The organism is Desulfatibacillum aliphaticivorans DSM 15576, assembly GCF_000429905.1.
Classification (GTDB): Bacteria; Desulfobacterota; Desulfobacteria; order Desulfobacterales; family Desulfatibacillaceae; genus Desulfatibacillum; species Desulfatibacillum aliphaticivorans.
The window spans coordinates 24,359-51,056 of the sequence record NZ_AUCT01000009.1 but is presented as its reverse complement, the minus strand read 5'-3'; the positions used below and the strand labels follow the sequence as shown (position 1 = coordinate 51,056).

Here is a 26,698-nt window from a genome sequence, read left to right as displayed (position 1 = left end):
GGGAGTCCAAACCTGTAATTGTTAGGAATAGTTAAGAGGATAACAACCATGGCAAAGCCCGACCATACTCAGAATGCAAGCCCGGATGACGAGAGCAAGGAAAAAAGCCTGGACTTCATCCGCACCATCATCTCCAAAGACAATGAATCCGGCAAGCACGGCGGTAAAGTGGCCACCCGTTTTCCGCCGGAGCCCAACGGCTATTTGCACATCGGGCACGCCAAGTCCATCTGCCTGAATTTCGGCATAGCCGGAGAGCACGAAAAAGGCACGTGCAACCTGCGTTTCGACGACACCAACCCAGCCAAGGAAGACGTGGAATACGTTGATTCCATTATGGAAGACGTCCGCTGGATGGGCTTTGGCTGGAACGAACTGCATTATGCTTCGGATTATTTCGAGAAGCTGTACGAGTTTGCCGTGGAGTTGATCAAAGCGGGCAAGGCCTACGTGTGCGATTTGTCTCCCGAGGAAATCCGCGCATACCGCGGAACCCTGAAAGAGCCGGGAAAGAACAGCCCATACAGAGACCGTACGCCCGAGGAAAACCTGGACCTGTTCCAGCGTATGCGGGCCGGGGAGTTCGAGGACGGCTCCCGGGTGCTTAGGGCTAAAATCGACATGGCCGCCCCCAACCTGATTATGCGCGACCCCACCTTGTACCGGATTCGCAGGGCCCATCATCATCGGACGGGGGATAAATGGCTGATTTACCCCATGTACGATTTCACCCATTGCCTGTCCGACTCCATGGAAGGCATCACCCACTCTATTTGCACCCTGGAGTTCGAAAATAACCGGGCATTGTACGACTGGGTCCTGGATAATGTGAACGCCCCCTGCCATCCCCAACAGATCGAGTTTGCAAGGCTCAACCTGAGCCACACGGTCCTTTCCAAACGCAAGCTCATTCAGCTTGTGGAAAAAGGCCTGGTAAACGGCTGGAGCGATCCGCGCATGCCCACCATTTCCGGGCTTCGCAGAAGGGGCTATCCGCCCGAGGCGCTGCGCAATTTCTGCGACCGCATCGGCGTGGCCAAAAGGGATTCCATGGTGGACATGGCCCTGTTGGAGTTCTGCGTCAGGGAGCATTTGAACGAGGTCGCCCCCCGGGTCATGGGCGTGTTGAATCCTTTGAAGGTGGTTATCACCAACTATCCTGAGGGACAATCCGAAGAACTGGACTGTCCGCTGCATCCCACGGACCCGAGCCAGGGAAGCAGGATGCTGCCTTTCTCCGGCGAGTTGTACATCGAGCGGGAAGACTTTATGGAGGATCCGCCCAAGAAGTTCTTCCGCCTCTCTCCCGGCAAGGAAGTGCGCCTGCGGTACGCTTATTTCATCACCTGCCAGGAAGTGATTAAGGACGAGAACGGCGAGGTTGTCGAGCTTCGCTGCACCTACGACCCGGCCACCAAGGGCGGAGACGCCCCGGACGGGCGCAAGGTCAAGGCCACGCTTCACTGGGTTTCGGCCCCGCATGCCTGCACTTCGGAAGTCAGGCTGTACGAGCATCTGTTCACCGAGGAAAACCCCAACGACGTGGAGGAAGGCAAGGATTTCACAGACTACATCAATCCCGACTCCCTGAAGGTTCTCAAGGACTGCAAGGTGGAGCCCAGCCTGGCCGATGCCGGACCCGGCTACCAGTGCCAGTTCGAGAGAATGGGATACTTTTGCGTGGACTCCGTCGATCCCGACACCGGAATGGTTACTTTCAATCGCACCGTCACACTCCGGGACCAATGGGCGAAAATCCAAAAATCCCAGCAGCCCCAGCCTAAAAAAAACAATAAGCAGAAAAAGAAGAAATAATGACCCATATCCGCCGCGCCCCGGACCGGACCGTCTTTTCAGCCGGTTCGGTTCGGGGACGGGGCCGTCAATGATTTGTCGGCCCGGATAGACGGAATTTTGTCAGGCGGAAAAACCGCGGCGCATGCGCTCGTTTTCAGGGAAATGAAAGCCAAGAAAATCAAAACTTGATTTTCCGGCGGGAAATTGAGACTCTTTAACATTGGGGCAAGGCCGTCAGCGAGTGCTAATCCGCCTGACATTGTCATAACCGCATGCAGCCGAAACCTGCGGCTGACTTATCCGGCCGGCGAAAATCGGCCGTGGATAATAATCGGGAAAAATAATGGGCCAAACAACCATAGAACAGGCTAAGGAAGTTCTTAAAATAGAAGCGGAAGGCGTGCTGGAACTGGTGGAGAAGATCGACGAGGGATTTTCCGCCATGGTGGATTTGATCATGGACTGCAAAGGCCGGGTGATCGTCGGCGGGATCGGCAAGTCCGGCATTGTGGGCCGGAAGATCGTAGCCACCTTAAACAGCACGGGCACCCGCTCCATGTTTTTGCATCCCGTGGAAGCCATGCACGGGGATTTGGGCATGGTCTGCGAAGACGATCTTTTTCTGGCGCTTTCCAACAGCGGCGAAACCGATGAGTTGAACATTTTGGTGCCCAGCATCCAAAAAGCCGGGTGCAAGGTCATCGCTTTTACGGGCAACGTAAACTCCACCCTGGCCAAATACAGCGACATCGTCATTGACGTGGGCGTAAAACGGGAAGCCTGCCCACTGGGTCTGGCCCCGACCTCCAGCACCACCGCGCTTTTGGCCATAGGCGACGCCCTGGCCGTGGTGCTCATCAACAAACGCAACTTCAAGTCCAGCGACTTCAAACGCTTTCATCCGGGCGGGCACCTGGGCCAGCGCCTGTCCGCCAAAATCAAGGACATCATGCTCACCGGCGACGACGTCCCCTGCGTGCTGGAAGACACCATCATGACCGAGGCCATCGCCGAGATGGATCGCCTGGACCTGGGCACCACCCTGGTCACGGACAAGGACGGCGCCCTTAAAGGCATTATCACGGACGGAGACCTGCGCCGTTTTCTCACCCGGGGCAACGGGGTGGACAGAAAAACGGCCAAGGACGTGATGACGCCCACGCCCAAGGCGGTGACTTCCCATTCCAAAGTGAGCGAGGCCCTGAACCTGATGGAAGCCCACCTGATCACCGTGCTGCCCGTGGTGGGGGAGAAGAATCAGGTTCTTGGAATTCTTCATGTGCATGACATTCTGGGCAAGGGAGAGGTCCGGTTTAACGGCCATTAATCCCGAGGCATGGACATTGCATCCACTGTATTGACGCTGTTTCCCTAATATTTTTTCTGACCGCGCGCGTAATCATGAGGACTGGCAATGAATCCGGAATTAACCGACACCATAATCAAAACCCTGGGAGAGGCGAGAATCGCCTCCCCGGTCCGCAAATCCGAAAACGGAAAGCCCGAATGCAGCTTTCAGCCTGACGAGGACCGGGTGCTGGTGGAAATCAACACCGAAAAAATCCTGGAGCAAATCCGCCTGGGCATCGAGCCCGCTTCCTTTGAAAAGGCCGGTCCCAGAAGCCATATCTTTTTCGACCCCAGCAAGGTCCGGTGCGCCATCGTCACCTGCGGCGGCCTGTGCCCGGGCCTGAACGACATCATCCGGGCCATCGTCCTAGAGCTCACCTACGGCTACGGCGTGCGCGGCATATACGGAATAAGATACGGCCTGGCCGGATTCATCCCCGAATACCGGTACGACGTGGTGGACCTGACGCCCGCGGAAGTGGAGGACATCCACGGATCGGGCGGCACAGTGCTGGGTTCGTCCCGGGGCCCCCAGGACATCGGCCAGATTGTGGACTGCCTGGAACGCATGAACGTGGGCATTTTGTTCACCGTGGGCGGGGACGGCACCCTCATGGCATCCACCCGAATCTGCGACGAAATCGCCAAACGCGGCCTGAAAATCAGCGTGGTGGGCATCCCCAAAACCATCGACAACGACATCTTTATGGTGGGCCGCTCCTTCGGGTTTGAAACCGCCGTGGAAATGGCCACCGCCGCCATTCGCACCGCCCATACCGAGGCCGTGGGATACCCCAACGGCATTGGGCTGGTCAAGCTCATGGGCCGCCATTCCGGGTTTATCGCGGCCCACGCGGCCCTGGCTCAGCAGGACGTGAACTTCGTCCTGGTTCCGGAAGTGGATTTTGACCTGGAAGGGGAAAACGGTTTTCTCAAAACCCTGGAAACCCGCCTTTTGGACCGGGGCCACGCCGTGGTCGTCGCCGCCGAAGGCGCGGGGCAAAAATTTTTTGAAGGGGAAAACGCCGAGCGGGACGCCTCAGGCAACCTGAAGCTCCACGATATCGGCATGTTCTTAAAAAGCGAAATCGCCAGCTACTTTGACTCCATCAACATGGAGATCAACCTCAAATTCATCGATCCCAGCTACATGATTCGCAGCCATCCGGCCAATTCCAACGACAATGTGTTTTGCAGCTTTTTGGCCCGAAACGCCGTCCACGCCGGCATGGCCGGCAAAACCCGCCTGCTCGTCGGGTATTGGCACGATCAGTTCGTCCACGTGCCCATGGACGCCTCGGCCGGCAAACGCAAACGCATCGACCCCAACGGCCGCCTGTGGATGAGCGTCCAGGAAGCCACCGGCCAGCGCAGCATGACCAATGCTCATAAGTCGTGCGAATAAAAACCGGTGAAGCGCCGAAAATTCAATGGACTTTTTTCACCAGGGTAGACTCACAACAAAATAATTTGGATGGAGGATTGAAACTCATGGATGAGTTGAAATTTGCAGGGCGGTTAACTCTAAACGACTATAAAGTCGTCGCCTCTTTTTCCTATAAAAAATTATATATCATTTCAGCGCTTTGTATATTACTTGTCGTGACAATGGACCTGCTGAGCGGAGGGTTCCAGGTATTATCCTCAAGGCCAGTTGGAACGTTGCTAACATGGCTTCCTATGCTGCTTCTCATCCCAGCCTTGCCGTTTATGCAAAATTTTGCACTCAAACGCAATTGGCGGAAAAACAAGATAATGCAGTTGCCTGTCAAGGGTTCTGTGACGGAAGAAGGCATTAAATGGGAGTTTGTAGGGGCTTCGTCTGTAGACGTTTCATGGGATCTTTTGTTGCGATACCGCGAATCAGCAAAAGTTGTCCTTATTTATTCAGGGGTCAGGCAAGTCCTTTTTTTCTTCCCGCATTATTTTGAAAACGAGGCCCAATGGAATTCCTTCCGTGAATTGGTCAGAAAAAAGCTGCCTCGGAAATAAGAAATTGCGGCAGGGAATAACTGAATGAACAACAGGGGGGATCGTTGTCATAAAGACAGTTATTGAGTTTTTGAGAGACATGCCCAAGAACCACAAGAACCATGTCATATTGCGCGTATTTGTCTTTGGGTTTTTAATATCTGTCTGGTAAGAAGTTTATCTAAGTACTTGCTGTAGTTAATCCTTCGCAGAAATAGATGATGATATATTGCTATGTGCTTATCATTCTTAGGCTCTGGAGGATCCTCGTGCCCTGGCAGGGACGTAATCAAGTCCATATGCTTGTCTCTCAAGTAATGTTTCAACTCTTGTGATAGTTTGTCGCTGTATCCTTTTTGAAAATCTGCAATCCCATAATAGACAGACTTAAGTGCACCGATATCCCAATCCTTGCGGTCAAAGGTCGATACAATCAATTCATTCAACAATTCTAGGGCTTTACTTTCAATAGCTGACCTGGACTCGTTGTCACTAAGGGCATTATAAAAGTTGGTTAGGGGCTCCGAGTGCTTAAATTTTTTCCGGTAGAACAGGTATCTGCCACGCACAAGACATTCAAGCCATAGGTCAAACTGGCTTGTATCTCCTTCTTTTAATATTATTAAAATCTTTTCTTGTAGTTCTCTCCAGATTTTTTTTGAACGTTGGAAGTTTTTAGTGCCTCTCATTCTTTCGATTTGATTTGTTTCAATATCAAAGTACCAATGCCGGCGCGGGTCTTTTTCGTTGATGTAATCTTTAATTGATGGAATAAGTTGCATCCGAAGCTGATGAATTTCAAGTTGGCTCGTGTGATAAGGAAAATAGGTAAGGGCTTCATCAAGATTAGTCAGTTTCTCATCCTTAATCTCAATCTTTTTGATCTCAGCAAGTCGACTGACTGCTCTTCTAAAGTTTTCACTAAATGATTTTTTGATTAATCCAGTGTCGATCCCGTGGCACAACAATCCGGTCTTTGTAATCTCTTCCCTATCAGCGGCAAGTTCCCATAAAAGGACACGCTGAAAAGTATAGGAATCTTGCCCTGCTAACTTGTTAAGTATCTGTGACTGAAGGATTCCTGGGCCAGAAGACATTTGTATTCCAAGTGTTGGTTAACTATGCGCCATTGCAAACCAACTAAATGCATTTTTTTTATACCAAGCCAGGGCGAAGCTGGATGAGGAAATGATACACATCAGATCGCTAATATTATCGGCTGCCGCGAATATGCTTGCCAGGGTATTTATAATTAAATCAATCATAATTATAGCCTAATAGCTTATCTACTGCCTGTCAAGTATTGTTTCTCATTGCTCACTTTTGATCTCTTGGACTTTCACGATCTCTTTGTTAGGCTTTTTAGGGTGCCTTGCAAAAGCTAAAAAGATTTCTGTTCACGCCTCCGATTTCAATATTAAGGTAGGCGGCGCCGCCAAAAACTAAAGCAGAGCAAGCCCTGGAGCTAAGAAGGATGAATTTGCAATGTAGCGCAGGCCCCCGGCGCCTGCTTTAGGACGCGCTCCGCGCGGCCTCTAAGGCCCTTACCGGGGTTATCCGTTGGAGACTTTTTATGGGCATCATAGTCATATTTTGTTTATTTTGCTTTGTAATTGGTATCTTTTTAATATGTTACGCAATATTCAATAGACCAACCTATGATAAACAATCAGATTTTTTTACAACGGAATCTTTTCGAGAAAATATAAAAAAGAAGGAAAAGCAGGTAAGATTATTATTAATTCAAGGAATCGCCTCTCTCGTCATTGCGTTTTTCTTTGCATATTTAATCATTAAAGCAGTTCTCGGGGGATAGCATTCCAAATTTCGATTTAACCACTTGAAATCAAGAAAATTCCTCCTTGCGACCGCAGTTCCGATAGCTCCGCTGCCGGCGCCGCTAAAAACCAACGCAGGGCAAGCCCTGGAGCTACATCGTATTTTGGGGCGGCGAAGGATGGATATGCAGTGTAGTTGCAGGCCCCCGGAGCCTGCCATTAACGCGGTTGGCGCGTTTCAAACGGCGCCCACAGGGGGGCGCGACTACAGACAAGATTGGTAAAAGTCGGCCCCAGAGGGAGCGCCTATAAACAAAGTGTCGGCGGCCCTTGTTTTACATCTCACCGTAAAAAAGATATTCCGTTCGAGTAGAGGTTTTGGCCTCCTGTTTCTGCAAGGCAGCAAAACATGTTGCTACGCAACCCAGGCAGGATACTGCTCTGCCTGGGCTACCCGTGTTACGGGATCGAAAAGAATATAAACCACGGAAAGCGCCGAAACAAATGTGCTTAAAGGGCTCTATTTCCACATGCCAAAAATGTCGGGTTGCTGCGCACGTATTCTTTCGTTTTTTAAATTCGAATGCGGCGAAAATGCATTTTTATGATTCAAGGTTCATTTGTCCAGCGCCGCGTAACCCGACCTACGCAACATATTGAAATAACGTTAATTTAACCAATAATCGTAGGTCGGGTCATGCGGAGCCGGTTTGGGAAAAAATGAAATCCGGGGTGATATGAGGCATCGGGAGTGATGCGGATTTCGGCGTTCTCGTGCGAAGCGACCCGACAAAAATGTCAAACCGCGAAAAGCACGGATGCCGCGGAAATTTTTGTTTCCGTGTTTTCCGTGTCTTCCGTGGTAAAAACAAAAAAGAGACGCTGGATTCCCGATAGAGACGCTCGGGAATGACAGGCAAAAATCGGGCAGGGAAACCCTGCCCATACGCGGGCGCAGCAAACAGCGTCCCTACATTTGGCGCTGGACACGACGCTGGATTCCCGATAGGGACGCTCGGGAATGACAGATAAAAAAATCGGGCAGGGAGACCCTGCCCATACGCGGGCGCAGCAAGCAGCGCCCCTACATTTGGCGCAGGACACGACGCTGGATTCCCGACAGGGACGCTCGGGAATGACGGACAAAAAAATCGGGCAGGGAGACCCTGCCCATAAACAGGCGCGGCAAGCAGAGCCCCTACATATAATGCAGCAAGCGACGTCCATACATCCGCCAAAGGCGCCTGACTATTCCTTCGCGGCGCGCTGCAGGTCGTCGTGATAGGTTTTGGAGCTGATCCAATAGCAAACCGCGCCCAGGAAGCCGCCCAGGGTGGAAAAGAGCAATGCGATTTTAAGGCCTGAGGCTCCGCCGCCAAGAACGTCTGATATGCCTCCCACGATCATGGGCGCCCAGGCGCCTCCCAGGACGTAGCAGCAAAAGGCGTTCATGCCCCAGGACACGCTTTTCAGATGCGAAGGCGCCACGTCCTGGGTGACTGCCGTGATGGCCGGCAGGGGGATTACCGAGGACGCGCCGTAAATCAGGCCCAATACAAAGCCGATCCCGGACAGTTCCATCATTAGAGAAAGAACCAGCAAGACGGATGCCGCCGCCAGCCCCCAGAAGGCCGTGAGCATGCGGCCCCGTTTGTTTCGCTTTTGCCAGGCGTCGGCCGCAATCCCGCCCAGGATCGACCCCAAAACGGCCATCATGGCGATGAGGCCGATCTTCATGCCTGCTGCTGTGGCGTCCACATTATGGGCGCGCATGACATAGGCCGGGGTCCAGGTCAGGAAGGAAAACAGGGTGATGTTCTGCATGGCGAATCCCAGGTAAAGCCAGCGCAGGGTCGGTATGCGGTATAGCGAAATCGCCGCCTGAAAAAAAGAGATGTCATCTTCGTTCTTTTCCATCTCGTCCGGTTTGGAAAAATCCTTCATCAACAGCGCCAGCCCACCGAGGACGACTCCGGGAATGGCGAATATAAAAAAGGCCGCCCGCCAGGTCCAAGTGCTGGCGATCACTCCGCCCAACAGCATGCCTATGGCCGACCCGATGGGAATGGCCATGTTGAAAATCCCCATGGCCAGGCCCCGCGCTTTTTCGGGAAAAGCCGAGGCGATAAGGGGGATGCCGCCGGAGGTAAAGCCGGCCTCGCCCACGCCCACCAGGGCCCGGGGCAGGAGTATGCCCAAGAAGCTCCGCCCCAGGCCGGTGATGAAGGTGAACAGGCTCCATAATACGGCCATAATCGCCACGCACTTGGGCCGGCTCCACCTATCCGCCAGATAGGCGGCCGGAAAGGCGAAGACGGCCATGCTCATGAAGAAAACGGTCTGGATGATTCCGATCAAGGTATCGCTCAGGCCAAGCTCCTCCTGAATATGGACCACCGTGATCGACAGGACCTGGCGATCAATATAATTGACCATGTATAGGAGGCTGCAGATAATCAGGATGTACCAGGCCGAAAATCGGCCGTAATTCGATTGCGTCGTTTCACGATGGTCCATGGCGTCCTCTTTTCAATCAGGATTAAAATTCGTTGCCGGCAATCATGGCCAGTCCGGCGGAGCCCGGCCCCATAATGCTGGGATCGGTCATGACGTTGACGATGGCCGGGCCGCCCGTGTCAAAAGCGGCTTTCAGGGCCGGGCCGATGTCAGCCGGATTTTCCACAAAAAAGCCCTGAATGCCGATGGCTTCCATCAATTTGTGGTAGGGGACGAAATCCAGCTCAACGGTGTTGGGGATATGATGCCTGAATTTCAGCATCATGCTGTTGGCGGTCATGCCCCACAGATTGTTGTTGCCGATGACGACCACGATGGGCAGGCCTTTACGCACGCAGGTTTCCAGTTCCATAAAGCTAAAGCCGATGGACCCGTCTCCGGTGCACAGCATGACCCGGCTTTGGGGGCGGATGAGCTTGGACGCGGCGGCGTAAGGCAGGCCGCAGCCGAGGCAGCCGTAGAGGCCGGAGGCCATTTCGTTCCAGGGCGCCTCGCAGGTGCGGTAGGACAGCATCCAGGTGGGCATATCGCCGCCGTCGTAGACGATGATGTCGTCGGGCCGGTCCATGAACCGGTCGATTTCCTTGGCGAGCCTGGCCGGGTGGATGGGGACCTGATCGCTTGTATAATGAAACTTGGACAATTCCTTGTTATTGTCATGCTCCTTCTGCAGTTGCGCGATCCAGGGAGCGAAGCGCTCCCGAAGAGATTCTCCGGCGCCTTTGGCGTCAATCCAATGGGTGCACGCCTCCAGCAGCCGTTTGACATCCCCGAAAATGGCCGCGTCCACGGAGCGATTCCGGCCGATTTCCTCGGGTTCAATGTCCACCTGAATGATTTTTGCGTCCGGCCGATACAGGGAGCCAGTGGCGTTGTATAGGCACAGGCGATTTCCCAACAGGATGATGCAGTCGGAGTCGATGGTCGCCAGCGCTGCGGCGCCCGGCCTAAGGCCCACCGACGATTCAAAGCACAGGGGATGGGAGTCCGGAACGATTCCCCGGCCGAATTTTCCGGTGAAAACCGGGATGCCGGCCTTTTCCACGAACTGGGCCAGTTCCGGCCCGGCCTGGGAGAAGTAGGCCCCGCTGCCCGCCATGATGACGGGTTTTAGAGACTCCTTTATCAGGGTCATCATTTTTACAACGTCGTTGGGATCGATGGGCCGCGACGCAACCTCGGTGTGAAGCCGTACGGCATTTTCGGATTCCACGGCGCCGTCCAGGACGTCGATGGGCAGTTCCAGAAAGACGGGCCCCGGCCTGCCGGTTCCTGCGTAGCGAAAAGCCATGTCGATATAATCCGGCAGGCGTTCGGTCTGGCGGCACACCAGGGATTTTTTGACGATGGATTCGATGATGGGCTCCTGCTTCATATCCTGCAGGCCCAGCCGGTCCGGGGATGGAGCGCCGTGGGCTCCGGCCATGAGGATGAGCGGCGAGTTGGACAGGTTGGCGTTTTGAATCGCCGACAACGTGTTGGTGAAGCCGGGGCCGAAAGTGACGGCAACCAAACCCGGCTTGCCTGTCATGCGGCCGTAAGTTTCCGCCATAAAGGTTGCAGCCTGCTCGTGCCGGGCGGAGACGATGGGGATGCCGGAGGCTTCCGCAGCGCGCTGAATGGGGGAAATGCTTTCCCCCGGCACGGTAAAGAGGTATTCCACGCCCTTTTGGGCAAAGGCTTCAGCGATGAGCTCCCAGCCCTTCTTCAAGTTTTTAGGTTCGTTTTCCATGATATCCTCCATTAATCGTTCAAAAGGTTTTCCTGCCGCAGCCAGTGGTAGCTGTCGGTGAACATTTCCTCGAGGGGCGCCTTTTGCAGACCCAGGTCATGGACGGCCAACTGGTCATGACATAACTGGGTTCCCACCAGGCGCTTATATTTTTCCAGGGTGATCAACGGCTCCTTGCCGTCAAACCAAGACTTGATTTGCAGCAAGTACGTGAACGCTTTGAGCTTGTTTTTTGAGATGAGCTTGCCGGAATGAGGCATTCCCAGGATCTTTTCAATCACGGCAAACACCTGCTCAAACGCGGCAGGCGTCCCGCCCAGGACGTATTGGATCTCCGGGTTTTCATGCTCGGCTGCGGCGATATGAGCGGCGGCGATGTCCCTGACATGGGCGAAAGTGCCCGTCCCCGGGGGATAGCCTGGCACGCGATCCTGATGCACGGCCTTGATGGTTTGAGCCCAGTTGACCCGGTCGTAAGGGCCGATGACGTTGCAGGGATTAAGGATTACCGAGCGGATTAGGTTGGCTTTTTTCCTGATTTCCTGCTCAGCGATGAATTTGCTCAGGTGATAATTCACGCCGGATTCCTTGGCGGTGGAGATGGTGGCTTCCGACATGGGGCCGTTGTGGAAGCCGAAAGCGGAGATGGACGAGGTGTAAATGAACCGGCCCGCGTTTTGGGCGACGGCCGCGTTCAGGACGTTAATGGTTCCGTCAACGTTAATTTTCCACTGGCGGGCGTTGTTTTTGGACCAAGTGCTGGTGTCCCCGGCCAAGTGAAAGACCGCGTCCACGTCTTTCGGCAAAGCCTTTTTGATGGAGCCGGGATCAAGGATGTCGCCGGCTATGGCTTGAACCTGAAACCGTAACAGCTGCCCAAGGTCCTCGCCCGGCAGATGCAGAGCATGGATTTCCCAATCCTGACGGCTCAGCTCCTCGATAAGATTCAACCCAAGAAAACCGGTGGCGCCGGTGATGAATGCCTTTTTCATAAAACCTCCCGTCGTCAAGCCGACTGTTCTTCCGCCGCGAGAGGCGGCGCCGGATTAATCGGCGTTGCGCTTAATTTACGGAAAGTTTAGGTCAGGACTAGGGTTAGGGCATTAACCTATGTTAAGAGATTTGATTTTTTTTGCGAAGGGCTTTTCGGATGCGGCTTAAGGCCACGGGGGTGATTCCAAGATAGGAAGCGATCTGATATTGCGGCGCTCTGTCTTCAAGGCCGGGATATTCCCGCAAGAAATTCAAATACCGGGTTTCGGCGTTTTCGGTCAGGAAATCCCGCTCCCGCCTTTCTTTTTCGATGAAAAGATTTTCAACGTATTTTCGGCTGATTTGGCACCAGCAGGGATGGCCGGCCATGAGGCGCTGGTATTGCTGCAGGTCAAAGCAAAGTAAAATGCTGGGCTCCAGGGCCTGGATGCCGTACCAGGAAGGCTGGCTTTCCAGAAAGGGGCTGAAGGCGGAAAGGAAGCGGTTTTCGCCCCGAAAGGCCATGATCCGCTCGTCGCCCTGCTCGGTAATGCAAAAAATCCGAAACAAACCGGACCAGATAAAGCCCATTTTGTCCGGAACGTCCCCGATGCGTAGAAAATGCTCCCCCTTCTCGTATCGGACCGGCGTAAACGCCGTGCGGTCGGTCTTTTCCCACTCGTCATCGGGAATCGGGGCGTATTTCTCCAATTCCTTGCGAACGCGCTCCAAAAAGATATTGGGGTCCATGGGCATCTTGTCCTCAAAACAGGCGTTAACCGCGCCGGCCGTCCAATCTGAGGCGCGGGATTCATCCCGCTCATGGACTGCGGCGATAAGGGATTATTTTTCCATGCATCAAGGCCAAAGAAAGAAAATTCGGGTGCAACCATTAAATATTATATAACATGGACCAACAAATATGAATGTATTTTTCTTGGCGGCGCATGGCGGCCGTTATTCTCACACCATAACGGGTCGCCCTTTTTTCCGGGAAAGTCGTTAATTATTGGCGGTCCTGGGATCTTCTGTTCAGGGCGATCTCCAAATACAAATCGCCCCGGGTTCCGTCTGACCGGGCTTTGCCCAGGCCTTTCAGGCGGAGCTTGGCGCCCGGATTCATGCCTGGAGGGACCACCACAGTGAACAGCCGCTTTTCATATCCCCAGGGGACGTTCACCAGTTTTTTCGCTCCCAGGAAAGATTCCGAAGGCGTGATGTTCAACACGCCGTGCAAATCCGCCGAGGAAGGCGCGGATTCAGGGTGCAGCACCTGGAGCCTGGGCGAGCGCTTGCGCTGGGTTACGGTGCGCACCGCGCGGTCCGCTCCAATCTGGGGGACGGTGGAAAAAAGAGGAACCAGAATCATGCCGAAAATAAAGCCGCCTACATGCGCCCACCATGCCACGCCCTCGGAGGCTGATCCCGCGGCATTTATAAATTGCATGAGGAACCAGACGCCCAAAAAGAAAAAGGCCGGAATCTCAAAAAATAAGGGAATGATTATAATGGGAATCAGGGTCAGCACCTTGGCCCGGGGATGAAGCAGGAAATAGGCTCCCATGACTCCGGCTATGGCCCCGCTGGCGCCCACGGTGGGCAGCTTGGAGTATGGGTCCGAAATAATATGAACCATGGCGGCCAGAACACCGCAGGCCAAATAGAAAACCAGATACCGCAGGTGCCCCAGCCTGTCTTCTACATTGTCCCCGAAGATATATAACATCCACATGTTCCCCAAAATGTGCATGAATCCGCCGTGGAGAAACATGTACGAAATCAACCAGAATGCCTTTTGAAATAAGGTGAAATGGGCGGAATATTGCTCCACGGTCAACCGGGCCGGGATGAGCCCATAGTGGATCAAAATTTGAGACGACGCCTCGCCGTAGCTCAACTGCATCAAAAAGATCAAAACGTTCACGGCAATGATCAGGTTGTTAACAACCGGCACAGTGTTGGAAGGGATGGTGTCTCGAATAGGAAACATGGGCCTTTAATTTTCCTTTCATGGCCCCGGCGTTTTTTATTCTCTCGGGACGCGAATTGATTAAATATAACCTCTTTTAGCGAACATGCAAATAAGAAGCCTTGTTGACGTGCGTCCTTGAATTCTTATAATGTCAATAATACTCAATCTTGAATACTCTTATACGGAGGCGGAAACATGAAAGTTCTAGGAATATACGGCAGCCCCAGAAAGGGCGGAAACAGTGACCTGCTGCTTGACGCCCTGCTTGAAGCAGCGAAAGGGGCCGGAGCGGAAACACAGGCGATTTACGCCCGCGACTATAAAATTTCAGGCTGCCGCGAGTGCGGCGGCTGCGACAAAACCGGCAAGTGCGTGGTCAAGGACGAGATGCAGGATCTTTATCCTATTTTAAAGGAAGCGGACGCCATTGTGACTGCCGGGCCCATTTTTTTCTACAATTTCCCGGCCCAGTTAAAGGCCATTATCGATCGCACCCAGGCCATGTGGTCGGACCGGCTGCTGAAAAAGGGCCAGGGGCCGTCCGTGCCCTATGAAAGCGGGATCGGCTACGCCATTGGCGTGGGCGCCACCCGGGGCAAGAACCTCTTTGAAGGGTGCGAGCTGACCTGTAAATATTTTTACGACGCCATGGACATGGAATACGGCGGGGGCATCTTTTTCAGGCGGGTGGAAGACAAGGGCGCGGTTCTGGAGCACGAAGACGCCATGGACCAGGCCAGGGAATTGGGGCGGAAAATCGTCAAGGGCGAGTAGCCGCATGCAATAATTCATTGAGTACTGCTGCGGTTTTACTCCAATCAAAATAGACCCGCTCCCGCGCAAAGCATAGAAGCGAGAAACTTAAAACGCCCGGCGGGCCTAAGCCTGCCGGGCGTTTGCTGGTTATAAGGAGTCCCGGCTGTGGATTAGTCCAGGTTCATTTTCTTGCGCAGGGCCTGATACCGCTCCGAAAGGTCGGAGAAAAAGTCGTTGCCCTTGTCGTCCACGATGATAAAGGCGGGGAAGTCCCTGACCGTCATAAGCTGGATGGCTTCCATGCCCAATTCGGGGTATTCCAAAACCTTCAAGGCCGTGATGCATTCCTTGCCCAACCTGGCGGCGGGGCCTCCGATGGAGCCCAGGTAAAAGCCGCCGAATTTTTTGCAGGCGTCGGTGACGACCTTGGTGCGGTTTCCCTTACCCAGCATGACCATGGAGCCGCCTTCGGCCTGGAAGATGGGCACGTAGGGGTCCATCCGACCCGAGGTGGTGGGGCCGCAGGAGCCGCAGGCGTAGCCTTCGGGCGTTTTGGCGGGGCCGGCGTAATAGACCGGATGATCCTTAAAATAGTCGGGCATGCCTTCGCCGCTGTCCAGGCGCTCCTTGAGTTTGGCGTGGGCGATGTCCCTGGCCACGACAATGTCGCCGTTCAGCATGACGCGGGTGGCCACGGGGTATTTGGTCAGGATGGCCCGGATCTCGTCCATGGGCATGTTGAGGTCGATCTGCACGGCCTCGGTGGAGGATTGGAGGCTTTCGGGCAGAAAGCGTTCGGGATGTTCTTCCAGTTGCTCCAAAAAGATGCCGTCCGCGTTGATCTTGGCTTTGATGTTCCGGTCCGCGCTGCAGCTGACGCCGATCCCCACCGGGCAGGAAGCCCCATGCCTGGGCAAACGGATGACCCGAACGTCCAGGCAGAAGTACTTTCCGCCGAACTGGGCGCCGATGCCAAGGTCCTGGGACGCCTTTAAAAGTTTGGCTTCCAGTTCCACATCGCGAAAAGCCTGACCGGAATCATTGCCCTGAGTGGGTAGATTGTCGTAATATTTAGCAGTGGCCAGTTTGACGGTCTTAAGGTTGGCTTCGGCGGAGGTGCCGCCCACCACAAAGGCCAGGTGATAAGGCGGGCACGCGGCCGTGCCCAGGCTGACCATTTTTTCCAGCATAAAGGCCAGCATGGATTTTTCGTTCAGAACGGCCTTGGTTTCCTGGAAAAGATAGGTTTTGTTGGCCGAGCCGCCGCCTTTGGCCATGAACAAAAAGCTGTATTGATCGCCGGGCGTGGACAGAATGTCTATCTGAGCCGGGAGATTGCATTTGGTGTTGACCTCCTGGAACATGGTCAGCGGCGCGTTTTGGGAATAGCGCAGGTTGTTTTCCAGGTAGGCTTCCCGGATGCCTTCGGAAAGGGCTGCGGCGTCGGAGCCGTCAGTCCAGACGGCCTGGCCTTTTTTGCCCATGACAATGGCCGTGCCCGTATCCTGGCAGGTGGGGAAAACGCCTTCGGCGGCGATGGCCGCATTGCGAAGCATTTCAAAGGCGACGTATTTGTCGTTGTCCGAGGCTTCGGGGTCTTCCAGTATGGCCGCCTGCTGCTCCAAATGGGCGGTGCGCAAAAGGTGGGAGACGTCCCGAAAAGCCTGTTTCGCCAACAACTTCAGGCCCTCGGGCTCGACTTTTACAACGGTTTTGCCTTCAAAATTTGTTGTAGAAACAAAATCTGGCGTGATTTTTTTAAAAACGGTATTATCTTGTGCCAAAGGGAAAGGGTCCTGGTATTGCCAATTGTCCATTTTAAGTCTCCTATTTTTTTTGGACGCGGCCAAACCGCTTTGCTGGGATCTAAAACATAAATATAGGAAATTCTATTTTCAAACACAAGCTTTGCTTGGCTGGTTCTGGTACATAAGTCGTTAACGTCATGGGCGGCGTCCATTGACTGTTCACCGCCCCGCACTTTCACTCATGAAAGGAGGCTGTTATGTCCAACACACCGCAACATTGTCCTGGTTTTGAGGCGAACAAAGACCTGAAGTCCTTTACCTGCAAGTGCCCTGAATGCGGGGAGGAGCTGGAAATTTTTTCCGACGAATTCGACAAGCCCCATACTTGCAAAAAGTGCAAAAAGCCCGTTGACTTCACCCAATGCAAGGCCGACTTTTAAACCGTAACCAAGTTCAACGCCCGGAGGAAAATATGCCTCCGGGCGTTTTCTTACCCTGAATTCCTTTATTAGACCATCCTTTTCTCTCGCCGGAGCCTGTTTTTTTTTGTCAAGCCATTCAAATATAAGGTGTATTCTATTTCACACAACGAGTGGTGCAAAAAGGCTTGACTAATATACAAATAGGAATTAATACTGCCTGCGGTGAGAGATGATGAATATAGAATCCGACAAACAGCAATTCAGGATGACGCGGCAACGCAAGGTTATCCTTGAAGAGCTCAGAAAGGTTACGAGCCACCCCACGGCGGATCAGGTTTATGAGATGGTCCGTAAGCGTCTCCCCCGAATCAGCTTGGCGACCGTGTACCGGAACCTGGAGACCCTCTCGGCAGCGGGAGAGGTTTTGAAACTGGAGGTTTCCGGCACGCAGCGCAGGTACGACGGCGACACGAGCGAGCATCATCACGCCCGTTGCGCCATGTGCGGTTCGGTGATTGACATACCTGCCAAGGCGTTTCCGATGCCTAAAATTCCCTCTGAAGCCATAGAAGGATTTGACATTTCCGGATACCGTTTAGAATTGACAGGGTTGTGCCAAGAGTGCAGGGCCAAAAAAGCCGTTTAGCTCAAAACCCACATTAAACAAGCCATCAGGGGGAGGAACCTTAATGGACCAGTACCTTTGCGAGGTATGCGGCTACGTATACGATCCGCACAAAGGGGACCGGGAGAGCCAGACTTCGCCCGGGACCGCATTTCAGGATTTAAAGCAAGATTGGACGTGTCCGGTCTGCAGCGGGTCCAGGAGACATTTTGAAAAGCGACAAGAAGACCTTAGAGTCCGCCTACGAAAAGTATAACCGTCCTGAATATCTTTCCACCGATCCTTTAGAATTCGTCCATTTTTATCCAGAGCTTCCAGACCGGGAAATAGTCGCGCTGCTTGCTGCGTCTTTGGCGTACGGAAGAGTTGCGCTCATCCGCCGGAGCATCTCCCTGGTTCTGGACGCACTGGGCCCCCGCCCTGCCGAATTTCTGGCCGCATGCAGCGAGAACGATCTTCCCGGCCTTTTTGAAGGCTTTTGCCACCGATTTTGCAAAGGGGATCATCTTTCGGCTTTGTTCAGGGCCGTAAAACGCTTAAACCAGGATTACGGATCCCTGGAGCAGGCCTACGCCCAGGGCGTGAGTCCGGACCATGAGCATGTCATGCCTTCCATGGCGGCTTTTTACGACCTGATGGTGAAAGCTGGCCTGGAAGGCGCCGGTCATCTGGCGCCCGATCCATCCAAAGGCAGTGCCTGCAAGCGCATGAATTTGTTTTTACGCTGGATTGTGCGAGAAGACGACGTGGATCCCGGAGGATGGACCTGCGTGCATCCCCGGCAGTTGATCGTCCCCATGGACGTGCATATGGGCAGGATATGCCGTTCTTTGAAGTTGACGGGCAGAAAGCAAAACGACTTGAAGACGGCCCTGGAGGCTTCCAGGGCGTTTGGAAGGATCTGTCCGGAAGATCCGGTGCGCTACGACTTCGCCTTGACCCGGATTTCCATGGCTGAGCCGGCGTTGTTTATGTGAGGGCGTAAGCCGTTAATCATCGGCCGGATCTACATGAACCACCACGTCGACCACTTCGCTGATTTCGTCAAAAAGGCATTTTTCCACCTCTTTGGCGATGCTGTGGCCCTGACGGACGCTCAGGTCTCCGTCCACCACAATGTGGACCTGCATTTGGAGCATGTCGGCGGAGGTGCGGACTTTCAGGTCATGCACGTTTTGAACTCCCGGGACGCCGCAAATGCACCCGTTGATTCTATCCAGGGTGTCAGGGTCCGGGGCGGCGTCGGTCAGTTCTTTAATGGTAGCCCAAAACATTTTAACGCCCACCATAAGGACCACAAAGGAAACCAGGAGAGCTGCGTAGGAGTCAAGGACGGCAAGGTCCGGGTTAAACTGGGCGCCGGCCACGCCCGCGAATACCGCGACGGACGACCAGGCGTCGGACCTGTGGTGCCAGGCGTTTGCCACGACAACCTTACTCTTGATTTTATTACCCACGTGAGCGGTGTAACGGTAAAGGAGCTCCTTAACCAGGATGGAAAGGCCGGCGCCAATAAGGGCTATCCAGGAAGGAGGGCAGGTGGTGTGAAAATAAATCGCCCGGCCGGCATCCACTCCAATTCCAATGCCCGCCGCCGCAAGAAAGACGCTGACCACTGTAGTGGCCATGGTTTCCAGGCGGCCGTGGCCGAAGTGATGGCGATCGTCGGCGGTTTTTCGGCCGAAATGGAGGCCCAAAATAACCACAAAGTCAGAAAAAAGATCGGATACCGAGTGAACCGCATCTGCAATAAGAGCCTGGCTGCGTCCCATCACGCCCAGCGCCAGCTTAAGACCAACCAGCGCCACGTTGGCAATCAGGCCTACCAGGGTTACTTTATAACCGGCTTTTACTTGAATAGAAACGTCTTCCATAAATGGAATTTTGCCACAACTTTTCCATAAAAGTCAATGGGTATGGGCTGTGAAAAAAGCCATTATCATTGACAAAGAGAGCAAGGGTGTTTACCTCTTTAGGGACGTTTATTTATAGCAATACTTCAAAGAACAGGAGAAACAGACGCCAGCATGAATAACAACCTATCTATCGGCTTTATAGGGGCCGGAAACATGGCCTGGGCCATAATCGGCGCATTGGTCAAGTCTGAGGTTCTTCCCCCAAAAAACATCATCGCCTCGGACATTACAGCGGAGCGCCTGGAACTTGCGGAAAAGGAATTCGGCATTATAACCACGCAGGATAACGCTCAGGTTTTCGCCAAGTCCAACGCCGTTGTGCTGGCTGTCAAACCCCAATTTCTCCCCGAAGTGCTGGAAAATCTGGTTGCATCCCCCGAATTCCCCGGAGAAGGGCGCAAGCTGATCATTTCCATTGCCGCCGGTGTGGGCTGCGCAAAAATGGAAGGCATCCTTTACGCCGGATTGGACGAAGAAGCCAAATCCAGGCTGCCCATCGTCCGGGTGATGCCCAACACCCCGGCTTTGGTGGGCCAGGGCATGGCCGGCATGGCGCCCAATGCATACGCCCTTGAAGAAGACCGCCAAACCGCCCAGACAATTATGGACGCGGCGGGCAAGGCCTTGTGGTTTGACGAAAAGGACATCAACGGCGTAACCGCCCTTTCCGGCTCGGGCCCGGCCTACGTATTTTATTTGGCCGAAGCCATGGTTCAGGGAGGCGTGGAAGTGGGTCTGCCTGAGGATAAAGCGCTTGAAATGGCTATCCAGACCATCAAAGGCGCGGCCCTGCTGATGGAGGAAACCGGCGAGGCGCCCGGCCTGTTGCGGCAGAAAGTAACCTCCAAAGGAGGCACAACGGCTGCCGCTCTCAATGTTTTCAATGAAAACAAGGTGCTGGAAGCTATTGTCAAGGGCATGCTGGCCGCTAAAAAGCGCGGCGAGGAGCTTGGGTAGGGAACCGGCCGGGGCAAAAGGCTGCGCCCCATATCATCTGACCGATTCTGAGAGCGTAACCATGTTTCAAACTGATGTCAGTTTCTTCGCCGCCCTGCTCCAGGGCCTGCTTTCGTTTTTTTCCCCGTGCGTGTTGCCCCTGGTGCCTGCCTATTTCGCCTTTTTGGCGGGGGCTTCGTTGGACCAATTGGTGGACAGGCCCCGTGGAAAGGCGCACAAGGACCTGGTTTTCCACGACCTGGAAGATGGTCCGCCCGACCCGGAGCCTGAGGCCGCCCAGAAAAAAATCCGCAGACGTCTGATTTTATCCACCGTCCTTTTTTGCGCCGGCTTTTCCTTTGTGTTCACGGCCTTTGGCATGACCACCTCGGCTTTGGGCGCCCTGTTGCTGGAGCATATGGCGACCATCCGGATCGCCGGCGGCATTGTGGTGATTATTCTGGCCCTGCATGTCATGGGGCTTTTCCACATCAAGGCCCTGGACGTTGAGAAGCGCTTTCACTTCGCGGAGAGGCCCGCCAGCATGATAGGCATGTTTATGGTGGGAATGGCCTTTGGCGCGGGCTGGACGCCGTGCATGGGGCCGTTTATAATGAGCGTGCTCATGATGGCCGCCAACCAGGAGACGGCCCTGCGAGGCGGAGCATTGCTGGCGGTCTATTCCATTGGGCTGGCGGCGCCCTTTTTGATTTTGGCGATTTTTGTAAATCTGTTGCTGGAGTTTTTGGCCAAGGCCAAAAAATACATGCGCTTTATTATGCCTACGGCGGGAGGCGTTATGTTTCTGCTGGGGGTTGCACTTATTTTGGACTGGATTTAAAGGAGACAAGACATGAAACCAGTGAAAACCATTATTCTGGCTCTGGCCTTATGCCTTGCCATGGCAAGTTCCGGCCTGAGCGCCTCCACCATTAACTGGACCACCTTGGAGGCGGCCCAGGACAGCGTAAAAAACGGGGATAAACTGGTTTATCTGCATTTTTATACGGACTGGTGCGGCTACTGCAAAAAAATGGACGCCAGCACCTTCAAGGATCCTAAAGTCGTTAAATACCTGAATGACAATTTTTTATCCGTCAGGCTGAATCCGGAAAAAAGCGACGCCGCCAAAAAAATGGCCTCCAAATTTTACGTCAGAGGATTTCCGGCCAACGGGTTTTCCAACGACGGTCTGGCGCCTTTGTCCACCAACTCCGGCCTGGCGATCAGCCCGGGATTCATGCCGCCGGAGCAATTTATGGTCATGCTGGAGTATTTGGGCTCAAAATCCTATGACAAAATCACGCTCAAGGATTTTATGAGCCAAAGAAAATAACCCCAAAATCGGATTTCCGTTCATGCCATTCGCCGCTGACTTGCACATCCACTCTTGCTACTCCCGAGCGACGGCCCGGGACCTGAACCTGGAAAACCTGCATTATTGGGCGCAATTGAAAGGCCTGACCGTGGTGGGGACAGGGGATTTCACCCATCCCGCCTGGTTTGCGGAAATCCGGGAGAAGCTGGAGCCCGCCGAGCCGGGGCTACTTAGGCTCAAGCCCGAATTGGCGGCGCCCATAAACGCCCGGGTTCCCGAATCCTGCAAGGGCGAGGTGCGTTTTATCCTCAGTGCGGAAATCAGCAACATCTACAAAAAAAAAGACGCCACGAGAAAGAATCATAACGTCATCCTGATGCCGGACCTGGACAAAGTCGCCAAGTTTAACGAAAAGCTGGACTCCATCGGCAACATCAAGTCCGACGGCAGGCCCATCCTGGGCCTGGACGCAAAAATCCTGCTGGAATACATGCTGGAGTTCGATCCTGACGGGCTTTTCATCCCGGCTCATATCTGGACGCCGTGGTTCTCCCTTTTGGGCTCCAAATCCGGCTTTGACTCCATTGAAGAATGCTTTGAAGACCTTTCGCCCCACATCTACGCCCTGGAAACCGGGCTTTCGTCCGACCCGCCCATGAACTGGCGGGTTTCGGACCTGGACGGCAGAACCCTGGTGTCCAATTCCGACGCCCACTCGCCTTCCAAGCTGGCCAGGGAAGCCAACCTGTTCGGCACGGAGCTTTCGTTTCCCGCCATGAGCAGGGCTTTGAAAACCGGCGAGGATTTTCTGGGCACCATTGAGTTTTTTCCGGAAGAAGGCAAATACCACCTGGACGGGCACCGCAAATGCAACGTTTGCCTGATGCCCCCTGAAAGCCTGGCGAACGGCTGCCTGTGCCCGGTTTGCGGCAAGCCCCTGACCCTGGGCGTTTTGCATCGTGTGGAAGCCCTGGCGGATCGGGGGGAGGGCCAACTGCCCGAGCGGCGCCACCCCTTTCACAGCCTGGTTCCTTTGGTGGACATTTTATCCAACATCCTGGGCGTTGGGCCGAACAGCAAAAAGGTCAAGGCGGCGTATGACGAAACCCTCAAGGCTGTGGGGCCTGAGCTTTACATTATCAAAGACGCCACGCCCGAGGAGTTGGAGAAGTCCCCCCTGCCCCTGCTGGCCGAGGCTGTCAGCCGCATGCGATCCGGAAACATCGTCCTCAAGGGCGGCTTTGACGGCGAATACGGAACCGTGGCGGTTTTTGACGCCCAGGAACGGGAGGGGCTGCTGGGGCAACAGGCCTTGTTCGACATTCCCAAGCCGAAAAAACAAGCAAAATCCGGAAAAAAAAAGTCCGTAGACAATGAACCGACGATTGAGCAGGCCGGACTTTTCGACGCCCCTCAGGAAATTGAGGAATATCCACAGGAACCGGAAGAGGAAATTTCCACGGAAAACGACCTGGAGCCCAGGGAGCTTCTTTCCCGGGCCGTCCACAATCAAACGCCCAAGGAAAGACCGGCGCCCAAGCCCTTCGCCCTGAATGCGGTCCAGGAAAGCGCGGTCAATCATGAAGGCTCGCCCCTGCTTATCAAGGCCGGACCTGGCACGGGAAAAACCCGGACCCTGACCCACCGGATCGCCCGATTGGTTGAAAAATCCGGAGCGCCGCCCGAGTCCATTCTGGCGATCACGTTCACCAATCAGGCGGCCCGGGAAATGGCCCATCGGCTGGAAGACATGCTGGGCGAAAACGGCGGCAAGGTTTTTGTCGCCACCTTTCACGCCTTTTGCCTGACCCTGCTGCGGGAGTTGGCCGAGGCGGAAGGGCGCGCCATAAGCGTTTTGGGCGAGAAGGACCGGCTTTTTTATATCAAAAAGGCCTTGAAAGAAGCCGGGATTAAAAAAATCAAGCCGGAGCTGGCGTCCCTGCATATCTCTTTGGCAAAACAGCAAATGGACTCCCCCTCCTCGGCGGAATTTAAGGATTTGGAAAACAAGGCCGGGGCCATGCAGGAGGCTTACGCGGCTTATCAGACCATGATCTCCGGGCTGGAGCTATTGGATTTTGACGATCTCATGTACAAGGCTGTCCGGGCCATTGAGGCGGACTCCCTGTATCGTGAATCCCTGCAAAAGCGCTTCCCCCATGTGTGCGTGGACGAGTTCCAGGACGTCAACCACGTGCAATACCGGCTGCTGCGCCAACTTTGCCCGCCGGAGGCCGACCTGACCGTAATCGGAGACCCGGATCAGGCTATTTACGGTTTTCGGGGCTCGGACGTGGGCTTTTTCAACCGGTTCGGGGAGGATTATCCCCAGGCGCGGGTTATCGAGCTTTCCACCAATTACCGCTCCACGGAAACGGTGCTGAAAGTCGCCGGCCAGGTCATGGGCGACCCGGGACAGGATTTCGGCCTGCATTCGGGCATCGTGGGCGCGGACCAAATCATGATAATCGACACGCCCACCTCGGCCGCGGAATCCGAAGCCATTGTGCATATCATGGAAAGCATGGTGGGCGGGGTCAGCCATTTTTCCCTGGATTCGGGGAGGACCGACATGGACGCAGGCTCGGAAGACTGGAGCTTCGGCGACTTCGCGGTTTTGTTCCGCACCCGCATCCAGCTTCCGCCTTTGACGGAAGCCCTGGACCGTTCGGGCATCCCTTATCAGGTAGTGGATAAAAAGCGCCTGGTGGACCATCCGGGCGTGGAGGAGTTGCTTTCCTATATCCGGCTGGTCAATCAAACCGGGACGGACCTGGACCTTTTGCGCATCATGAACTTCCCCAAACGGGGCATTGGGGATAAAACTATCGAAACTCTGCGCACCTGGGGGGAGTCCCAGGGGAAAAGCCTGATCGAAGCCCTGGAAGTCGCCCGCAGGCTGCCTTTGCCCGGGCTTTCCAACTCGCAGCAGATCAAGCTGCACAGCGTCTGGAAGACCATTACAGAGGCCAGGAAAAAAATCCTGGACTCTATTCTTCCGGAAGCCCTGGAGCACCTGATGTACACCATTCCCCTGGAGCCCTTGTACACCAGGAGCGGCAACGGCCGCACCGCCAGCGCCTGCATTTTGGACATGGCCCAGGATTTTAACGGCGATCTGGGCAGGTTCTGCGACATGGTGAATCTGGCCAGCGACGCCGACACCCTGGAGCCCGAGGCGGACCGGGTGTCCCTCATGACCATGCACGCGGCCAAGGGGCTGGAGTTCCGGGGGGTGTTCGTAACCGGCTGCGAAGACGGATTGATCCCCTATTTCCGGGAAGGCAAGGAGTCCGACCCGGAAGAGGAACTGCGCCTTTTCTATGTGGCCCTCACCCGCGCCCAGAGGCGCTTGTGGCTGACCTACGCCAAGCGCCGACGCATGTTCGGCAAGGTTGTCTCCCAACAACCGAGTCCTTTCCTCACGCGCATTAAAGAGGAGATGAAAGACCTGAAAAAGCCCTTTAAACGCAAAAAAAAGCCCGCCCCCATACAAATGGGTTTATTTGGGGAATAAAAAGGAATATTCTTCGGCCGTTTGACGGTCGCTGTCAGTTTATCGCCTAACCCAAACTTTGCGAGGCATTATGGGAAGCAGCCAAATCATTTATGAATGGACTCCGCTGGAAGGCATCGGGCCTTTCGTGTTCAACGAACCGGTGGACAAGTACGCGTCAAAGTTTTCCCTGTTTCCGATTCCTGACGAGGTGGAAGAGGATGAAGACTGGGAAACCTACGGCATGCCGGGCGACGAGGACGCGCGATTCTACTTTGAGGACGGGTTGCTGGAAAGCGTCATCGTCTCGTCCAACTTCTTCTACAACAACGCCAACCTCATCGGCCTTCCTCCTGACGAAGCCCTGGAAGTCCTGGAAATGGAGCCCGACGACATCGAAAAAATCGATACCGACGAGGGCGAGGAGGACGCCTATTCCTTTTATGACGTCAACCTCCAGTTCTACGTGCTGGACGGCGTGATCGACACGGTTCTTGTAGGCAGGGATTACGAGGACTATGAGTACGACGAGTTTGACGACGAAGAAGAGCTGGAAGATTAAAATAGCAGAACAGGTGTCCGCAAAAGCCATTGCGGACGCTTGCGTCATTTATCTTTCTTAGCAGGGGCGCCCTTGCGCCCCTATCGCCTTGGTCAGACGGGTAAAAACTGATACGGCTTACGCTTGTATCACTTTTGTTGATCAAGAGCTCTTGGGAGCATAGGCGTCAGGTGATAATCGACTCACTACTCCTCTTATCATCAACTCAATTAGTATCTACCAAAGCGGCATCAAAACCAATCTTTTCAAGCAACTCTTTCACAGCTTGAATTTTTAGCTTAAGATAATCATTGAGATCAACAGGCCAATAATCGAACGACACATTTGGATAATCCCTTTTAATCACCTCAAAAATCCATTGATAATAAAAATCTGCTGCCTTGATAGCGACACTCATATCGGGCACATGGACATGGGGAACAGAGTCAATATGTGCAACCGTTTTATCCCGATATCCTTTTGTCTCATTCCAATAATTTTCCCAATCTTCTTGCGACATGGCAATGTGTCCAAGTAGCTGTCCTCTGAAAGAATCCACTTCACATACATTTTTTTTCCAATGCAATTCATCACTGTCGGAACCGAACAAGTGAAGCCAGTTTAGGACGGCCATATCGATACTGTTGTTAAAAATAGTGATCCAGAAAGGGCATTTGATCGTGATTCCATTCTTTCTGAACGAATTCATCGCTCTATGATGCGCTAACTGAGTTACAAATTGCGCACATGTGCCGGCAACTTTATACAATTTGGATTTGGTCATTTTCTCCAAATCTGTTGTATTATCATTCATAGTAACTTGCTCCTTTTGTTTGGATTTACGGAACGCG

General features: G+C 53.9%; 23 protein-coding genes. 14 read left to right on the top strand and 9 right to left on the bottom strand.

The window, feature by feature from the left end:
* Positions 1–48 precede the first annotated feature (48 nt).
* The 4 genes from G491_RS0110070 (at position 49) to G491_RS0110050 (ending at position 5,139) form a co-directional block, all read left to right on the top strand.
* A complete protein-coding gene (locus tag G491_RS0110070; protein WP_028314507.1) occupies positions 49–1,815 on the top strand; it encodes a glutamine--tRNA ligase/YqeY domain fusion protein in 1,767 nt (588 codons plus the stop codon).
* Positions 1,816–2,140: 325 nt separating this feature from the next.
* The gene (locus G491_RS0110060) at positions 2,141–3,124 is read left to right on the top strand and encodes a KpsF/GutQ family sugar-phosphate isomerase (protein WP_028314506.1); all 984 of its coding nucleotides are present in this window, start codon (positions 2,141–2,143) and stop codon (positions 3,122–3,124) included.
* 87 nt (positions 3,125–3,211) lie between these two features.
* On the top strand, positions 3,212–4,552 hold the full coding sequence (locus G491_RS0110055) for an ATP-dependent 6-phosphofructokinase (protein ID WP_028314505.1): 1,341 nt from the start codon (positions 3,212–3,214) through the stop codon (positions 4,550–4,552).
* A gap of 86 nt (positions 4,553–4,638) precedes the next feature.
* Positions 4,639–5,139 carry a hypothetical protein gene (locus G491_RS0110050; RefSeq protein ID WP_028314504.1) on the top strand — a complete coding sequence of 167 codons (501 nt, stop codon included), beginning with the start codon at positions 4,639–4,641 and terminating at the stop codon, positions 5,137–5,139.
* Positions 5,140–5,243: 104 nt separating this feature from the next.
* Here G491_RS0110050 and G491_RS0110045 read toward each other — a convergent pair whose 3' ends face one another.
* From G491_RS0110045 to G491_RS0110015, 6 genes are all read right to left on the bottom strand, one after another.
* Entirely contained in the window at positions 5,244–6,215 is a 972-nt protein-coding gene (locus tag G491_RS0110045; RefSeq protein WP_028314503.1) for a hypothetical protein, read from the bottom strand.
* 1,929 nt (positions 6,216–8,144) lie between these two features.
* On the bottom strand, positions 8,145–9,413 hold the full coding sequence (locus G491_RS0110035) for a spinster family MFS transporter (protein ID WP_028314501.1): 1,269 nt from the start codon (positions 9,411–9,413) through the stop codon (positions 8,145–8,147).
* 22 nt (positions 9,414–9,435) lie between these two features.
* The gene (locus G491_RS30200) at positions 9,436–11,145 is read right to left on the bottom strand and encodes a thiamine pyrophosphate-binding protein (RefSeq protein WP_169829418.1); all 1,710 of its coding nucleotides are present in this window, start codon (positions 11,143–11,145) and stop codon (positions 9,436–9,438) included.
* An 11-nt stretch (positions 11,146–11,156) separates the two neighbouring features.
* Positions 11,157–12,137 (bottom strand): NAD-dependent epimerase/dehydratase family protein, encoded by a 981-nt coding sequence (locus tag G491_RS0110025; protein WP_035218425.1) that lies wholly within the window; start codon positions 12,135–12,137, stop codon positions 11,157–11,159.
* Between the two features lie 121 nt (positions 12,138–12,258).
* Positions 12,259–12,867: a Crp/Fnr family transcriptional regulator gene (locus G491_RS0110020; RefSeq protein ID WP_028314499.1), complete on the bottom strand. Its 609-nt coding sequence runs from the start codon at positions 12,865–12,867 to the stop codon at positions 12,259–12,261.
* A gap of 256 nt (positions 12,868–13,123) precedes the next feature.
* Positions 13,124–14,107, bottom strand: coding sequence for a rhomboid family intramembrane serine protease (locus tag G491_RS0110015; protein WP_028314498.1), 984 nt, complete (start codon positions 14,105–14,107; stop codon positions 13,124–13,126).
* A 177-nt stretch (positions 14,108–14,284) separates the two neighbouring features.
* Here G491_RS0110015 and G491_RS0110010 point away from each other — a divergent pair, with 177 nt between their 5' ends.
* Positions 14,285–14,863 carry a flavodoxin family protein gene (locus G491_RS0110010; RefSeq protein WP_028314497.1) on the top strand — a complete coding sequence of 193 codons (579 nt, stop codon included), beginning with the start codon at positions 14,285–14,287 and terminating at the stop codon, positions 14,861–14,863.
* Between the two features lie 152 nt (positions 14,864–15,015).
* On the opposite strand, the gene G491_RS0110005 is transcribed toward G491_RS0110010, so the two are convergent.
* Positions 15,016–16,662: a fumarate hydratase gene (locus G491_RS0110005; protein WP_028314496.1), complete on the bottom strand. Its 1,647-nt coding sequence runs from the start codon at positions 16,660–16,662 to the stop codon at positions 15,016–15,018.
* 188 nt (positions 16,663–16,850) lie between these two features.
* Between G491_RS0110005 and G491_RS0110000 the strand changes: the two genes are divergently transcribed.
* The 4 genes from G491_RS0110000 to G491_RS0109990 all read left to right on the top strand — a co-directional run bounded on the left by G491_RS0110000 (position 16,851) and on the right by G491_RS0109990 (position 18,617).
* On the top strand, positions 16,851–17,033 hold the full coding sequence (locus G491_RS0110000) for a hypothetical protein (RefSeq protein ID WP_015948202.1): 183 nt from the start codon (positions 16,851–16,853) through the stop codon (positions 17,031–17,033).
* Between the two features lie 211 nt (positions 17,034–17,244).
* Positions 17,245–17,661 (top strand): Fur family transcriptional regulator, encoded by a 417-nt coding sequence (locus tag G491_RS0109995; RefSeq protein ID WP_282705984.1) that lies wholly within the window; start codon positions 17,245–17,247, stop codon positions 17,659–17,661.
* 43 nt (positions 17,662–17,704) lie between these two features.
* Positions 17,705–17,896: a rubredoxin gene (locus tag G491_RS34905; protein ID WP_084511474.1), complete on the top strand. Its 192-nt coding sequence runs from the start codon at positions 17,705–17,707 to the stop codon at positions 17,894–17,896.
* Positions 17,850–18,617, top strand: a complete 768-nt coding sequence (locus tag G491_RS0109990; RefSeq protein WP_028314494.1) for a TIGR02757 family protein — start codon at positions 17,850–17,852, stop codon at positions 18,615–18,617. The genes G491_RS34905 and G491_RS0109990 overlap by 47 nt, the downstream gene beginning before the upstream one ends.
* A 12-nt stretch (positions 18,618–18,629) precedes the next feature.
* Here the strand turns inward: G491_RS0109990 and G491_RS30195 are convergent, their stop codons facing one another.
* Entirely contained in the window at positions 18,630–19,514 is an 885-nt protein-coding gene (locus G491_RS30195) for a cation diffusion facilitator family transporter (protein WP_035218421.1), read from the bottom strand.
* 153 nt (positions 19,515–19,667) lie between these two features.
* Here G491_RS30195 and proC point away from each other — a divergent pair, with 153 nt between their 5' ends.
* The 5 genes from proC to G491_RS0109960 all read left to right on the top strand — a co-directional run bounded on the left by proC (position 19,668) and on the right by G491_RS0109960 (position 25,868).
* Positions 19,668–20,513, top strand: coding sequence for a pyrroline-5-carboxylate reductase (proC, locus tag G491_RS0109980; protein WP_028314493.1), 846 nt, complete (start codon positions 19,668–19,670; stop codon positions 20,511–20,513).
* A gap of 61 nt (positions 20,514–20,574) precedes the next feature.
* Positions 20,575–21,333 (top strand): cytochrome c biogenesis CcdA family protein, encoded by a 759-nt coding sequence (locus G491_RS0109975; RefSeq protein WP_028314492.1) that lies wholly within the window; start codon positions 20,575–20,577, stop codon positions 21,331–21,333.
* A 12-nt stretch (positions 21,334–21,345) separates the two neighbouring features.
* Positions 21,346–21,828 (top strand): thioredoxin family protein, encoded by a 483-nt coding sequence (locus tag G491_RS33670; protein WP_051327153.1) that lies wholly within the window; start codon positions 21,346–21,348, stop codon positions 21,826–21,828.
* Positions 21,829–21,850: 22 nt separating this feature from the next.
* The gene (locus G491_RS0109965) at positions 21,851–25,327 is read left to right on the top strand and encodes a UvrD-helicase domain-containing protein (RefSeq protein WP_028314491.1); all 3,477 of its coding nucleotides are present in this window, start codon (positions 21,851–21,853) and stop codon (positions 25,325–25,327) included.
* A 70-nt stretch (positions 25,328–25,397) separates the two neighbouring features.
* On the top strand, positions 25,398–25,868 hold the full coding sequence (locus G491_RS0109960) for a hypothetical protein (protein WP_028314490.1): 471 nt from the start codon (positions 25,398–25,400) through the stop codon (positions 25,866–25,868).
* Positions 25,869–26,073: 205 nt separating this feature from the next.
* Here G491_RS0109960 and G491_RS0109955 read toward each other — a convergent pair whose 3' ends face one another.
* Entirely contained in the window at positions 26,074–26,661 is a 588-nt protein-coding gene (locus G491_RS0109955) for a hypothetical protein (protein WP_028314489.1), read from the bottom strand.
* Positions 26,662–26,698 lie beyond the last annotated feature (37 nt).